The organism is Lentisphaera marina (assembly GCF_028745505.1).
GTDB lineage: Bacteria > Verrucomicrobiota > Lentisphaeria > Lentisphaerales > Lentisphaeraceae > Lentisphaera > Lentisphaera marina.
The window spans coordinates 820894-835922 of record NZ_JAQZZL010000001.1 but is presented as its reverse complement, the minus strand read 5'-3'; the positions used below and the strand labels follow the sequence as shown (position 1 = coordinate 835922).

At 45.2% G+C, this 15029-nt stretch carries 7 protein-coding genes; 6 read left to right on the top strand and 1 reads right to left on the bottom strand.

Annotation, left to right across the window (positions count from 1 at the left end):
• Positions 1 to 191 precede the first annotated feature (191 nt).
• The 3 genes from PQO01_RS03425 (at position 192) to PQO01_RS03415 (ending at position 7255) form a co-directional block, all read left to right on the top strand.
• Entirely contained in the window at positions 192 to 1541 is a 1350-nt protein-coding gene (locus PQO01_RS03425) for a discoidin domain-containing protein (RefSeq protein WP_274312645.1), read from the top strand.
• A gap of 24 nt (positions 1542 to 1565) precedes the next feature.
• On the top strand, positions 1566 to 6050 hold the full coding sequence (locus PQO01_RS03420) for a DUF7133 domain-containing protein (RefSeq protein WP_274312644.1): 4485 nt from the start codon (positions 1566 to 1568) through the stop codon (positions 6048 to 6050).
• Between the two features lie 110 nt (positions 6051 to 6160).
• Positions 6161 to 7255: an alkaline phosphatase D family protein gene (locus tag PQO01_RS03415; RefSeq protein WP_274312643.1), complete on the top strand. Its 1095-nt coding sequence runs from the start codon at positions 6161 to 6163 to the stop codon at positions 7253 to 7255.
• Positions 7256 to 7291: 36 nt separating this feature from the next.
• Here PQO01_RS03415 and PQO01_RS03410 read toward each other — a convergent pair whose 3' ends face one another.
• The gene (locus PQO01_RS03410) at positions 7292 to 8443 is read right to left on the bottom strand and encodes an alpha/beta hydrolase (protein WP_274312642.1); all 1152 of its coding nucleotides are present in this window, start codon (positions 8441 to 8443) and stop codon (positions 7292 to 7294) included.
• Between the two features lie 544 nt (positions 8444 to 8987).
• Here PQO01_RS03410 and PQO01_RS03405 point away from each other — a divergent pair.
• From PQO01_RS03405 to PQO01_RS03395, 3 genes are all read left to right on the top strand, one after another.
• The gene (locus PQO01_RS03405; RefSeq protein WP_274312641.1) at positions 8988 to 10106 is read left to right on the top strand and encodes a glycoside hydrolase family protein; all 1119 of its coding nucleotides are present in this window, start codon (positions 8988 to 8990) and stop codon (positions 10104 to 10106) included.
• 75 nt (positions 10107 to 10181) lie between these two features.
• The gene (locus PQO01_RS03400) at positions 10182 to 12911 is read left to right on the top strand and encodes a DUF5703 domain-containing protein (protein ID WP_274312640.1); all 2730 of its coding nucleotides are present in this window, start codon (positions 10182 to 10184) and stop codon (positions 12909 to 12911) included.
• A gap of 20 nt (positions 12912 to 12931) precedes the next feature.
• On the top strand, positions 12932 to 15007 hold the full coding sequence (locus PQO01_RS03395; protein ID WP_274312639.1) for a GDSL-type esterase/lipase family protein: 2076 nt from the start codon (positions 12932 to 12934) through the stop codon (positions 15005 to 15007).
• Positions 15008 to 15029 lie beyond the last annotated feature (22 nt).

Genomic DNA, 15029 nt, shown 5'->3' with positions numbered 1-15029 from the left:
ATTAATGACAGATAGCGGAGAAAAACAGGCAACACTTCCGTTCACAGATTCATCTCATGAAATCTTGCTAATTTTTTGTACTTATTGCCTATTTTATATAATAGAATAAGCTTTTTTTGAGCTTCATGTTACAAGATCTATTTTAGGGAGTTTAAACTAATAGTTTTCATTAAACTTTCTAAAGGATCCAAATGTCACAGTTCAAAATAACACAACTTATCAGACAAATGACTCTATTTGTCTTACTAAACCTCTCTTCACAAACTTTATTTGCCTATCAAGATTGTTGCGGCAGTCGCATTAACGACGGCGTTGTCAACACTCTAGATGAAGAAGAATTTCTTAAAAAGGACAAGCAAGAAAATCTAGCGAGTCCCGCGCCAGAGGAAACCAGACCACTCAAAGCCCTGCTCATTGCAGGTGGTTGTTGCCATGATTACGCGGCACAAACAAAAATCTTATCCAAAGGTATTCAAGAACGCGCGAATATTCGCGTCGATGTGGCCTGGACCCGCGATCAGGATCACGATACCGAACTACCCATTTTCAAAAATCCCGATTGGGCCAAAGGCTATGACCTGATCATTCACGATGAATGTGCCGCCATGACAAAGGATGAAGAGATTCTGAAGAACATCCTCAAAGTCCACGAAACCGTACCCGCGGTGCACCTTCATTGCGCGATACACTCATTTCGTGCTGGCGATAATCAATGGCACGAGCACATCGGTTTATCATCAACTAAGCACGGTCCTCATGTTCCCATTGCAGTTGAACTCGTCGAACCCAAGCACCCCATTGTCGCCAATATGGATAATTGGATTACCGATAAAGAAGAACTCTATAATAACGCCGAAATCTACGGTGCCACTCCCCTCGCCATGGGCACACAAAAATATAAAAGAAATGGCAAAGACATTACTGACAAAGCCATTGTCGCTTGGGTCAACACCAAACATGGCGCCCCATCATTCTCCACTTCCATGGGACACTTCACCCATAATGTCGAAGATCCACGCTACCTCAAGCTCGTCACTCGTGGTTCTCTCTGGGCTTGCGGCAAATTAGATGAACCCGCTTATCATCAAGCCTACGAGGGGACCAATACCGTCATCGAAATGCCTTTTACGACTTTTCTAAGAACTTCTGCACAAAGCACCCAAGATAATAACAAGCCTGCATTAGCAATCGATGGAAATCCCGAAACGCGCTGGTGTGCGAACTCCGCAACAAAACCTAGCTGGTTTCAAATCCAATTCCTTAGAATGACTTCTCTGAGTGGGATGGAGATTGATTGGGAGATTAAAAATCAATGGACCCAGTACACTATTGAGACCTCACGTGATGGCAAAAAATGGAACCAAGTTTTTGATGCGTCGAAAAACACCCAAGCAGGTACACGTCGTGATAAGTTCAAGGCTCAGTACATGCGTTACATGCGGATCAATGTCCTCGGCCAAGAAAATAACATGTGGCCCAGTATCCGCGAGATTCGCTTTTACGACTACACCGGAACTCAACTCACTCTCGAAAATAAATAAAAACGTATTTAAGACTCTAAAACCATGCAATTATCGATAAAAATAAAAAGAACCCTACTCCTCCTTCTATTACTTTCGTACTTTAGCGTGCATAGCCAAAGTACTGGGCTCGCCAAAAATTTAGACCCCACAACTAAACCACTCAAAGCATTACTCATTGCCGGAGGATGTTGCCACGATTATGAAGCTCAACATAAAATCCTTTCTGAAGGTATACAAAAACGCGCCAATATTCGCGTCGATGCTTATGTCAGCTTAAGTAAATCGCCAAACCCACCCCTGCCACTCTACGACGATCCCAATTGGGCCAAGGGTTACGACTTAATCATTCACGATGAATGTGCCGCGGCCAATAAGGATAATTCCGTCGTCGATAATATCCTCAAAGTTCACCAAACTATCCCAGCGGTTTACCTGCATTGTGCAATGCACTCATTCCGTGGCAGTAAAAATACCGAGTGGTGTAAACAAATTGGCCTCAAATCAACCCGTCATGGACCTCACCTCCCCGTCGCGGTGGAAGTCACCAACAAAAATCACCCCATTACTCAGAACTTTAATAATTGGGTCACAGGCAAAGAGGAGCTCTATAATAACACAGAAATCTATACGGCTGAGCCCTTACTCAAAGGTACGCAAAAATATAAAAAACATGGCAAAGATATCGTCGACACGGCTACAGTGGCTTGGGTCAATACAAAATATGGGGCACGTTCGTTTTCAACTTCTCTGGGACACTATAACGAAGTGGTCGCCAGCAATGAATACCTCGAGCTCGTCAGCCGCGGTGCTCTTTGGGCCTGTGACAAACTAGATGATAAAAACTACCTCCAGCCCTATACTGGAAGCAATCTAGTCACGATTCTCCCTGCTGATGCGAGTAAGACTCCCAGCAAAAAGATCAAAGTTGCGCCAGCAGATGCGACCTTTGTTAAACTTAGTGCGAGCTCAACTCAAACGTCCAACAAAAATTATACTTGGAATGCCATTGATGGGAATGATAAAACGCGTTGGTGCGCAAACTCGGGAACACCTCCAGCTTGGTTGCAAGTACAATTCGAAAAAGCTCTCACCATCTCTGCCGCTCAAATTGACTGGGAAATGCGCACTCAGTGGACTAAGTACCGCATCGAGACTTCCGCCGATGGCAAGAATTGGACCACGAGTTTTGATGCTTCAAAAAATACCCAAGCGGGCACTCGCAAAGATCAGTTCACGGCTCAGAATATTAAATTCTTACGCGTCGTTTTTCTCGGGCAAGAAAAAGGGATGTGGCCTAGCTTTTGGGAACTCAGCCTATTTGATGCCCAAAACAAAAAATTGAAGCTTCATGAACGCTCCAAAATTACCTCGGCTCCTGTAGAGCTCAATCTTTTTAAAAAGGAAGGGAATTACAAGCCCCACCCACATCGCTTATCTGCTCAAGAAGAAGCTGAATTACTCAAAGATATCACTGTACCAGAAGGCTTTAGCAAATCAATTTTCGCCCCCTGGCAAATGGCCAACTACCCCACTTATGTTGCAGCTTCCCCCAGTGGTGACCTTTATGTTTCTTCCGATGGCAACGCCTCGGGCGGACGTCAAGCTGGGCGTGGACGCATCCTCCGCTTACGTGACGTCGATGGCGACGGTCGCGCCGATGAAGTTAGCGAATTTGTTCGAGATATTGACTCTCCTCGTGGTATCGTTTGGGATCATGATCGACTCTATGTTTTACACCCACCACACATCACCGTTTTTCACGATCAAGATGGCGACGGCGTTGCCGATTCTTCAAAGAGGCTCATCTCAAATATTGCCTTCGATTTCAAGGACCGTTCAGCAGATCACACCACCAATGGCTTAGAAATGGGCATCGATGGCTGGCTCTACATTGCCGTGGGTGATTTTGGCTTTATGAAAGCGACTGGAACAGATGGGCGTGAACTGCAGCTCCGTGGCGGTGGTGTGGTGCGCTTCCGTCCCGATGGTTCAGGAATGGAGCTCTTTTCTTCGGGAACTAGAAATATTTACGGCCTCGCGATCACACCCACACTCGACATGATTTCTAGAGATAATACCAACGATGGTGGTGGTTGGGACGTTCGCCTGCATCAGCACAGTGGTTTAGAAGATCATGGTTACCCACGTCTGTATATGAATTTTAAGGATGAAATCATTGCGCCTCTCGCAGATTATGGTGGTGGCTCTGGTGTTGGTGCTTTCTACCTCGGCGAACCGGGAATACCCGCAGTCTGGAATCAACGCCCTTATACCTGTGATTGGGGCCGCCAAGGTTCTTATCGTCATATCCTTAGTTCCGAAGGTGCCACTTTAAAAGAGGCAAATAAGCCCGATATCTTCATCAAAATGACTCGTCCAACTGATGCCGATGTTGATGGACTAAGCAATATCTATCAGGCTTCGTGGAAGGGACCGGCTAGTTACTTCTGGAAAGATGTCAATCAAGGTTACATTGCCAAAATCTCACCGAGTCATTTCTCAGCTACGCCCTTAGAAAATTTTGCTCAATTAAGTGATGATGAACTCATTGCGGTCATCGCAAAATCACCTAGCCATATTCGACGTCTCAATGCCCAAAGAATGATCCTAAGACGAGCCTTTAGCGAAGATCGCAACACCAAACTCCTAAAAGTAGCTCAAGATAAAAATACCTCTTTGGAGCGTCGTGTCCTTGCCCTTTACACCATCAGTCAATACGGAGTCGATAGTCAATATAGTGATCGCGTTTTAAAAACTCTTGTACCGGCACTACAAAATGACTCTACCATACTGGCTTACCTTATTCGTGCTTGCGGTGACATGGCCATTGACAAAAGAAATTCACAAGAAGCGAGCCCCGTCCCATCTGAGTTCCTCAAAAAAGCTCTCCATTCCACTCAGCCAAAAGTCATCCTTGAAGCCATAATTGCCTCCACACGTCAAGAGAAACAAGATCTTAGCTTCGCCATTGCCAATCACCTTTCTAGTGATGATAAGCTCATTTTTCATACCGCATTTCAAGCCTTAGCCAAATTAAATGCCCACAAAGCTGCCCTCTTTAATCTGGGATCCCCCTCGACTAGAAAAGGAGCCGCTTATGCCCTGATGCGCATGCATGACCCCAAGCTTGTCAATAAACTCATCACCCATGTAAGCAAAGAAAAGAATCTTGACACTCAAAAGGCTATCATCTCGATCCTGGCTCGTCTCTACCACTGTGAAGCCCAATGGCAAGGGGATAGTTGGTCGACTCGCCCCGACACTCGTGGTCCTTATTACCAACTAGCAACTTGGCAAGCTTCTGAGGCCATCTTAGAAACTCTCAATCAATTTTTAGAAGACGATCACACCCCAAAAGCTCTCAATGCATCTATTGTCAGTGCACTCGGAAAAAATAGAATACAAAATGATCGTGGTCTTACACAAATCATCAAATTAGCAGCGAATGATACGAGCCTTTTACCGACAGTTTTAAGCCAACTTGCTGACAAAGAAAATATCCCCGTGGATGCTATCCCACTGATTATTGCAGCGGCTCAGGATAAAAATTCAAACGCGACGAGCCTGGCGCAAGCAGTTCAATTACTCATAAAAATTGACCATCCTAAAGTTTACCCCTCACTCATGATCGCTTTAAGTTCTTTGATCAAAGATAATAAGGCGGTAAAAGTCCGTGGCGATATGCGCAAAAAACTATTCAACTCTCCAAAATTAGAGAATTATGTTGATCCATTTATTCATAGCCTGCAAAGCAAGCCCAATAGCCTCGAGGCGCAATGGGCAGCTCAAGCCTTACTTCACTTAGCGAACGCCAAAGGCATTGGTAAAGAAGCTCAAAACAAGAGTCGCTTGGCTATTGATAAAGCTTGGCAAGATGATAATCAAAAAGCCAATCTCATTCAGGCGGCGCATCGTTCTAGTAACCCCTACCTCAACAATCGTATCCGCCTCGTCAGTCAACATCCCAATCAAGGCGTCCAAGCTTGGGCTAAGGCCGCTATTCGCAGTTTGCGCATCCAAATGCCTGGTACAGATAAGACAGCAAAAATTGCTAGCCTCAAAAGCGAAGAAGCCATTATTCAAGTTCTCGCCTATAAAAAAGCTGATAGCGCTCTGGGAGAAGCAATCTTCACTCGCGCTAGTTGTAATGCTTGCCATACAGTAAGCCAAGACGAAGCGCCCAAAGGACCTTATCTCGGTAATATAGCTAGCATTTTAAGACCACATGATTTAGCCGAGTCCATTCTCTTGCCCAACAAATCAATTTCTCAGGGATTCAGTACACAAATGATCACGCTAAAGAATGGTCAGAGTCTTATGGGTTTTGTCACTGATGAAAGTGGCGACAGCGTTTCTATGCGCGATATCGCTAGTAAAGAACATAGTTTCAAGAAAAGTGATATTGCCAGCCGCCAAAAATTGCCGACATCACTCATGCCCGCGGGACTCATGAATGCTTTTACCATTCACGAAATGGCAAGCCTGCTCAAGTACTTAGATGACTTAGCAAAAAAAACCGCTCAATAATTGCTGCGTTCTCAAGTCTAAGGTATCAAAGCCTCATTAAGCGGGTTAAATATACTCAAGTCCCATATTTATTGCATAAAAATGATTCATCAGCAGCACAAGGAAACAAAATGAAGAACTACAAACCATTCAGTATATTATTATCTTGCCTAATTTTCTTTTCATGTAGCTCAAGCCAAGCTTCTAAAAGTGAGGCCACATCAGAGTTCCATGAAGACAAGGTCATAACAAAAATTGCTTTCGGTTCTTGTAGCAACCCTAGAGCTTATAAAAGATCAAAAGGTCAGAGTCATGCCCTTTTTAACACAGTGGTCGATAAACAAGCAGATGTCTTCGTTTTCCTCGGCGACAACATTTATGGCGATACCGAAGATATGCTTGTTTTTAAGAAGAAATATCAAGCCCTAGAAGATATAAAAAGTTTTCGTCACATGCGCGATAATACTCAAATCATTGCCACCTGGGATGATCATGATTTTGGCGTAAATGATGGTGGCAACACCTACCCGAAACGCAAAGAATCGCAACAACTCTTTCTCGATTTCTTTAAAGACCCCGCCGATTCACCTCGACGTCAACGCCCCGGTATCTACACTTCTTATACCTTTGGCAAACTAGGCCAACGTTGCCAAATCATCGTCCTCGACACGCGTTATTTTCGCGATATGCTCCCACGCGCAAAAGGCCCCAAGAAAGAAGGCACCGTTGGTTGGTATGAACCCACTAAAGATACGAGTAAAACGCTTTTGGGTGATGCTCAATGGAAATGGCTTGAACAAGAACTCCAAGTTCCCGCCGACGTACGCATTATTGCCAGCAGTATTCAAATGCTCTCATATGAGAAAGGTATGGAGAACTGGGGAAATGTCCCCCACGAACAAAAAAGATTTTTTGACTTACTTAAAAAATATAATTGCCAAAATACCGTCGCGATTTCCGGTGATGTTCACTTCTCTGAGCTCTCGAAAAAAGATATTGGCGGCTACCCCTTCTACGATATGACGAGTAGCGGTATCACCAACACCTCCAAAAACTGGGCTGTGGCTCCTAATTCATTCCGCATTGGCAAGCCTTCCTGGGAAAGAAACGCCGGCATGGTGGAAATTGATTGGAGTAAAAAATCTTTGCGAGTCGGAAGTTTTGATATCAATGGCAAGCCCCTCATTCAACATACTATCCCCTTTGAGGAACTCACTTTCAAATAAAATTCGCTTGAGTTAATACGCATCAAAAGACCTTGATCATTCAGTGACAAATTCGAGAACTTCGGGCTGACTCAGGCTTGCTTTGCCCTGCAAAATATCACGTCGATGCTGATTTGCCCAAGCACCTGAAGTTTTCATACCCGTCCCTAGGATACTTGCCTTTTCTATGAGACCACATTCTTGTAGAAAATCATCCATATCAAGAGTACTAGTTTCTAAATGCAGTGGGCTCGAACAAAAGCCGTGACCGCCATCTGCCTTGATATAAGTGCGCAAGGGAATTCCCGCTTGGCCTAATTCTTTGACAAAACTCTGGCCATTGCGCTCGGTTCTTTTCGTCGAAGGATCATCATTGTAGGCGGCTTTATCCTTTAGGCCATAACCGACCCAAACGGGTGGCAAAGTTTTGAAATCAATTTGAAAAATCCAACTCTTGGGATTGATGTGAACCACGTAAGGGTTATGTAAAAGTAAAGCACTCACTTTACTGGAAATACTTAAGTCGTCTGCCGGATCATTAAGACTTGGAATCTGCGTTGCAATGGCGAGGTGGCCACCTGCCGAGCCTCCGCCAGCCATAATTCTTGTGGGATCGATCCCCAGAGACGAAGCATTTTTGCGAACCCAGCGAATCGCTGTTTTGGCATCTAAACCCGAAATGAAACCATCTGTATGAATTCCATCCACCGTGCGGATGCGATAATCCACACAAATACTCACCAAACCTCGACGAGCAAAATAATCGGATTGGGGTTTAAAAGCAAAGGGCGTCCCCGTGTTCCAAGCACCACCAAAAAACCATACTATTGCTGGACGTTTATCATTTACTTTCCAGTCTTTAGGGAAATCCACATAGAGTTCTAAATCACGGGTCGGCGTTTTTTTGTAAACATAGGCATTTTTCATATAGAGCTGATCGCGACGACGAATAATAATCTGCTTAAATTCAGCATCATTTATTGCTTGCCATTGGTCTTTTTTCTTAAGCTCAACTTCATTGCGATCCATCAAGCCATTGCCATTACTATCCGCAAGCCATTTTAAGTGATGATGGCCATAAGTGAACTCACTCCCCACCTGCAAGGCTTCGATATTGCAGGTGTTTACCTCTGCGGCAGTCGCAAAAATTGCACAAAACAATAGTAGACTATTTAAAACGTGACGAGCTAGGAATTTCCTTTGGAACATTATTAATCATCCTGATATAAATTATGGTATTACTCACAATAAACACCCTTCACCTTAAAATGTTACATAGCCAAGATATTAATTAATCTGACTTTACTTAATCCTGGATCCGTGAGCTGGCTTTACTTAAATTTCGTAGATATTTTATATAGCTTTTTGCAGGAACACCCGTAGTCCTTTGAAAATTTGTACGTCAATGAAGGTGAAAGATCACGAGAAGTCAATAATGTGGTTCACGGATTCAGCTTTATCTTGTCGCATCCCACACGGAAGCTGTTACATCACATACTTTGACAATTACTTCCGAAGTTTGTAGTATAAAGCCTACGCTTACCACATGACCAAAGAGATACATAGTCCCCCCTTTAAAAAGACTCGTCTCTTGTTAAATCATGATAAACATATCAAGTTTTTGTCATTTTCATGTCGCAGCGAAAATATATCCCTGTTTAAGATTAAAATAACTTTCATATAATGAGTGGTAAAGACTTATTCTTCACTCAATATCTTTTTCATGAATATTATAAAATTAGGTAAGTACTAGATGAAAACCTCAAAGTCACGAATTCAATTACTGTGCTCGATCTTCATAAGCTTATGTTTCACCAACATAGCATCAGCACAACGAATTGACGGAAGTCAGGAAATTAGCCTAGAAACCGTCAAAAAATGGTCCGCTCCTTACAGAGGGTGGCATTATCATCCACATCATGTGATCCCTCCCGAACCCAATATCAAGGGCTTTAAAAAGGTCAACAAAACCGATGTACCCACTGTTTTTCAACTCCCGGATGATCCCAAATGGTATATGAGTTTCATTGGCTTCGATGGCAAAGGTTATCAATCTTTTATTGCCGAGAGCGATGATCTACTAAACTGGACCCAGATGCGTCTTGCTATGGGCTACGGTAAAAAGGGCGAGTTTGATTATGGAGGTCGCGTTCTTGGTGCCTACCTGTATGAGGACTATGGGATTAACGCTAGACGCACACTTAAAAAGAAAGATGGAAAATATTGGTCACTTTATGGCGCCTACGCTAAGCAAGGTGGCTATGAAATTGACCCAGGCTATGAAGGCGTCGCATCCAGTAAAGATGGGATAAGCTGGCAGCGGGCAAAGAATCAATACATTCTCTCAATTCATGAACCGGATGTCGGCGACTGGGAAAAGGACTGTATCTATATGCCTTGGCTGGTGGAGCACGAGGGTCTCTTTTATAATTTCTACAATGCCAAAAAAATGCCCCAATGGATCGAACAAATTGGTTTGGCCAAATCTACTGACCTCCTAAATTGGAAGCGCTACCCAAATAACCCCGTCCTTCGCGTACGACCGAAAGGCTTCGATGAAAAATTCTGTGCCGATGGAAAAGTCTTTCGAGATGGTGACCACTGGGTCATGTTCTACTTTGGTGTCGGTCGTGGTCACGCTCACATCATGGTCGCCTTTTCCCGTGATCTCCATCATTGGGTTGCCGACCCTGAACCACTCTACAAAGCGGGTGGCCATCCCTCCGGACTTGACCGCAATCATGCCCATAAAATATCACTCGTCTGGAATCCAAAAAACGAAACCTACTACCTATTTTATAATGCCGTCGGTAATAAAGGGCGAGGCATCGGTCTGATCACTAGTAAGCCACTTTCACCATCCAAAAAGTGAATGAAATGACCCATGAATACATGTGGGTAGGCCCTTTTCTTGTAGAATAATTTTAAATATAAAACGGAATCCCTTATGATAAGTAAAACAAAAAGCGCTTTATTGGTAGTCATCAGCCTAGTACTTTTATTACCCATCGCGCATGCGGCGGATTCCACGTTTTCGCCCGAGCGCTATAATGTGATTTGGAATAGCCCAGGTAAGGATCAGAATGGTTCCATGCCACTAGGCAATGGTTCCACCGGCATCAATGCCTGGATTGAGCCCAACGGTGACCTGATCTTCTATATCTCCCGAACCGATTCGTGGGGTGGAGACGGAACTTTACTGAAAATAGGTCGAGTGAGAATTAGGCTAAACCCCGCGCCTTCTACTGATGATTTCCTGCAAACACTTAGTTTAGTGGACGGCACTCTAGAGGCTCGCTGCGGCGAGACAGATATTCGCCTCTGGGTCGATGCCAATCACCCAGTCATTCATGCTGAAATCAATGGCTCCGAATCAAGTACCGCGACGGCCTCGGTGGAACTCTGGCGCAAGGCTGAGGATGCGGACACCGTACTTGAGAATCAGACCGATCATTTGGCCTGGTATCATCGCAACCTTTATTCTAAAAAACCAAAGCAATTGGCTGAGACTCAAGGCCTAAGCACGTTCAAACGAATCGATCCATTGCTCCATCGTACCTTTGGGGCGCTTATTAAAGCCAAGGGTGCAAAACGTGTGGATCGCACTCATTTGCGCTCACCAAGATCCAACAAGCACCGCTTTGATCTCTATGTGGTAGCTCAACACCCCGCTACTGAAAACCAATGGCTGGCAAAGATGGATCAAACTATTTCTAAAGTCGAGGCCATTGAATTTGAAGTTCGCCGTTTCGCCCATGAAGCCTGGTGGAAATCCTTCTGGCAACGCAGTTGGATTCACGCCACAAAAAGCTCAAAAAATGAGCTTAGCCAAAACCTTATCCCCCCAAATAAGCTCAATTTTAGCTTCGGTGTCGATTCCAATGGCAACAGTCGATTTAAAGGTAAAATGGGGCGTTCTTCCTTGCTGAAAGTGGCGTTGGATGAAGATCTTATCCACAAACTCGCTCAAGATCAAGAGTCACTTAGTGGTATTGATCCAAAAGAACTTCTTTTTTCTGCGACGCCGAACTTACATACGGAACTTCCCAACTCGGATCAATGGACCAACTCCCCAGCTCTAACGATAGAGACCTGGATTCGGCCCGACGCTCATGCGGGCAGCGTTCGTATTTTAAATAAAATTTTAGTGGGTAGTAATGAGGGTTTTCTACTGGATACACACCCAGGTAATAGCTTGCGCCTCATCGTAGGTAAAAAAATCTTAATGGTAAAGGACTGCCTCACCCCCAATGAATGGAACCACATTGCTGTCGTGATAGATTCCCAGACGGGAAGGATTGCCCTCTACCACAATGGAAGAAAAATTGCTGAAGAAAATCCTAAACGCTCGCTAACGGATGCCTATATTGTGAGTCGCGCCTATGCATTGCAACGCTACATCAATGCCTGTGCCGCGCGAGGGGCTTACCCCATCAAATTTAACGGATCAATCTTTACGGTGGGACACCCAACAAATCCACGCGCAGATTCGGGAAATCCAGATTATCGTCAATGGGGACCTGGCTACTGGTGGCAGAACACCCGCATGCCCTACATGAGCATGTGCACTTCCGGTGATTTTGAGATGACCGATTCGCTGTACAACATGTACTGCAAGGAGCTCCTTGAATATCATAAACATCGCACACTAAAGCATACAGGACACAAGGGACTCTATGTTCCGGAAACCATGCATTTTTATGGAAATCATCGCGTCAGTGATTACGGATCAAGGCCTTTTCACGAGAGAACAGACAAGCTGCAGGAAAGCCCCTGGCACAAATGGGAATGGGTCTCTGGACTCGAACTGAGCTACATGATGCTCGATCGTTACAAACACACACTCGACGAAAAATTTTTGCAAGAAACGATCATTCCCTTTGCCCATGAGGTTTTGACCTTTTTCGACCTGCAATACAAAACGGGAGCGGACGGAAAACTAATCATGCATCCCTCCCAGGCACTTGAGACTTGGTGGGAGTGTACTAATCCCATGCCAGAAGTCGCTGGGCTACATGCGGTGACCGAGGAACTACTGGCTCTACCAGAAAAATTAACTTCCCTAAAACAACGTACCTACTGGACCCAGCTAAAAAGACAACTCCCGCCAATACCTACACGTATGCTTAATGGTGTGAAAATGTTCGCGCCCGCCGCTTCTTTCGCAAATTACCGAAATAGCGAGGTCCCAGAGCTCTACTGCGTCTACCCATTCCGACTGAGTTCCTTTGAAAACCCGAATGCGCAACTCGCCATTGAGGCCTTAACACACCGTCGACCGAAAGGCTATCAAGGGTGGCGCCAGGACGATATTTTCATGACCTACCTCGGGCTGACGGCTCAGGCCCAGGAGTTCCTCGTTAACCGAGCTTCTGTCAAACACGATGGTTCTCGTTTCCCTGCATTTTGGGGACCCAATATGGACTGGATCCCTGACCAGACTCACGGTGGAGTTCTACTCAAGGCATTCCAGTCAATGATCCTTCAGACAGAGGGTAAAAAAGTATTTATAAGTCCAGCTTGGCCGAAGGATTGGAATGCGGAGTTTAAACTTCACGCACCTTATAAGACCACTATTCAGGGCCGTGTTGAAAACGGCAAGCTCGTTGAACTGAAGGTATCACCCAAATCACGCATGAAAGATGTGGTAATGGCGGCCGATTTAAAAAAACCATAATGAAAAAGGGATATAAAAAGATGAAAACAGGCATAATTATTGCGATCGTCTGCCTCATGAATACACTCGTTCACGCAGCTCCATCAAGCTACCCCGACTCGGTACCCAAGCCAACACAGACAAATGTCGCTTACGGGACACATCAACGACAGGTACTCGATTTCTGGATGGCGCCACAGGCATCAAACGCTCATCCCGCACCCTTAGTCTTCTATATCCATGGAGGCTCTTGGCAGACGGGTAGTAAGGAAATCATCCGGGGGTGCGTGGATGTAAAGGCCTTGCTAGAGGCAGGTCTTTCAGTAGTCGCAATTAACTACCGTTATGTTAGTCAGGCGAAGGAAGCGGGAATTGTACCACCAGTCAAAGCTCCTTTAAACGATGCTGCACGTGCTCTACAGTTTGTCCGTAGCAAAGCCTCAGAATGGCACATCGATACCACCCGCATCGGAGCAACGGGAGCCTCGGCCGGCGGATGTTCTTCTCTTTGGTTAGCTTATCACGATGACATGGCCGACCCAGCCAGCCTTGATCCTATTGCGCGTCAATCGACCCGCCTTTTTTGTGCATCTGTGCGAGTTCCGCAAACATCACTGGACCCACAGCATATGAAGGACTGGCTAAGCCGCATCACCTACGGGGGCCATGCCTTCAATGTTAGCAATCAGGACTTTTTACAATCGCGCCCTAAACTTCTTCCTTGGATTAAAAAATATTCGCCTTATGCCCATGTGAGTGCAGACGACCCTCCCGTCGCCATCTATTACGATAATAACCTTAAAAATGACCTTGGTGCTCATAGCCCGCAATTTGCCTTTCAGCTCCAGAAACGATGCCGTGAATTGGATTTATTTTGCGAAGTCCGCTATGCAGAATTCAATGGTTATCGACAATATGAAGCAACGCGTTATTTGATCAAAACCCTAAAGGGACCAGCACCTAAAAACACTTCCGAGAAGCTTAATACAAATAATCACGCTCTTCCCGCTTTTAAAAAAGGTAGCCGCTTGCTATTCATCGGCGACTCTATTACGGATATGAACCGTGGCCGTAATGAGCGCGATCGCAATCACTACCTTGGACATAGTTTTGTCTTTATGATTGCTGGGCGCTTGGGCATGGATCAGCCCCACGCGCAATTGGATTTTTATAATCGCGGAATCAGTGGCAATACAGTTGCACAGCTTAAAGCCCGTTGGCAAAAGGATGCGATCGATATGCGTCCGGATCTTTTGACCATCCTGATCGGAACCAATGATGTAGGAAAAAAGGTTAAACCACAAGCATTTGAAAATGACTACCGTGCAATTCTTAGCGCCAGTCGCAAAGCTAATCCGAAACTAAAAATCGTACTCCTCGATCCTTTCATTTTGCAATCGGGTGGCCTGAAGAACGAGCAGGTCTGGAAAGCACGTCGCTCGGCAACTGATCAATTGCGCACCATTGTCGCCAAACTAGCAAAGGAATTTGATGCCGTTCACATCAAGACCCAAGACCTTTTCGATTCGGCAGCTAAATCATCGTCTCCAGATTACTGGATGTGGGATGGAATTCACCCCTTACCCCAAGGCCATGAACTTATGGCTCGACAATGGATAAAAGCGCTAAGTAAGCGTTGGCCACAGGAGACTCTTACTGCTCAAACTCGCGAGCCCGCTCAAGCCATCTTAACTTGCCCCAGCGGTCATTTGCCTTGGAAAAACCTCTCAGAGGCACATATCGATAAGTCCGTAGATGGCGATCTAAAAACAAAATGGTGTTACGTTCATCATGGTCGCCCCTTACAATGGCAAGTGCAATTACCTACGCCGCGTGTGGTCAGTTCCTACTCCTTCACCTCCGCAAATGACATGCCGAAGCGCGACCCTACAGAATGGAAATGGCAAGGCTCCATGGATGGTGCGGAATGGACTCTTCTGGACCACCGCAAAAATGAATCTCCATTTCCCAAGCGGCTCTTCAAAAGAAGCTACAGCTTTGAGAACACCCAAGCCTATACCTTTTATCGCCTCACACTGCTAGCTAATCAAGGCGATGGGCACTATCAGTTCGCAGAAATAGCGCTGGAGGGAATAAAGAATATCACAAAACCCTAAGTGCCTGATTTTATACAAAAAA

Coding starts and splice junctions, on each gene's coding strand:
- PQO01_RS03425 (WP_274312645.1), top strand. CDS start 192: ATGTCACAGTTCAAAATAACACAACTTATCAGACAAATGACTCTATTT.
- PQO01_RS03420 (WP_274312644.1), top strand. CDS start 1,566: ATGCAATTATCGATAAAAATAAAAAGAACCCTACTCCTCCTTCTATTA.
- PQO01_RS03415 (WP_274312643.1), top strand. CDS start 6,161: ATGAAGAACTACAAACCATTCAGTATATTATTATCTTGCCTAATTTTC.
- PQO01_RS03410 (WP_274312642.1), bottom strand. CDS start 8,443: ATGTTCCAAAGGAAATTCCTAGCTCGTCACGTTTTAAATAGTCTACTA.
- PQO01_RS03405 (WP_274312641.1), top strand. CDS start 8,988: ATGAAAACCTCAAAGTCACGAATTCAATTACTGTGCTCGATCTTCATA.
- PQO01_RS03400 (WP_274312640.1), top strand. CDS start 10,182: ATGATAAGTAAAACAAAAAGCGCTTTATTGGTAGTCATCAGCCTAGTA.
- PQO01_RS03395 (WP_274312639.1), top strand. CDS start 12,932: ATGAAAACAGGCATAATTATTGCGATCGTCTGCCTCATGAATACACTC.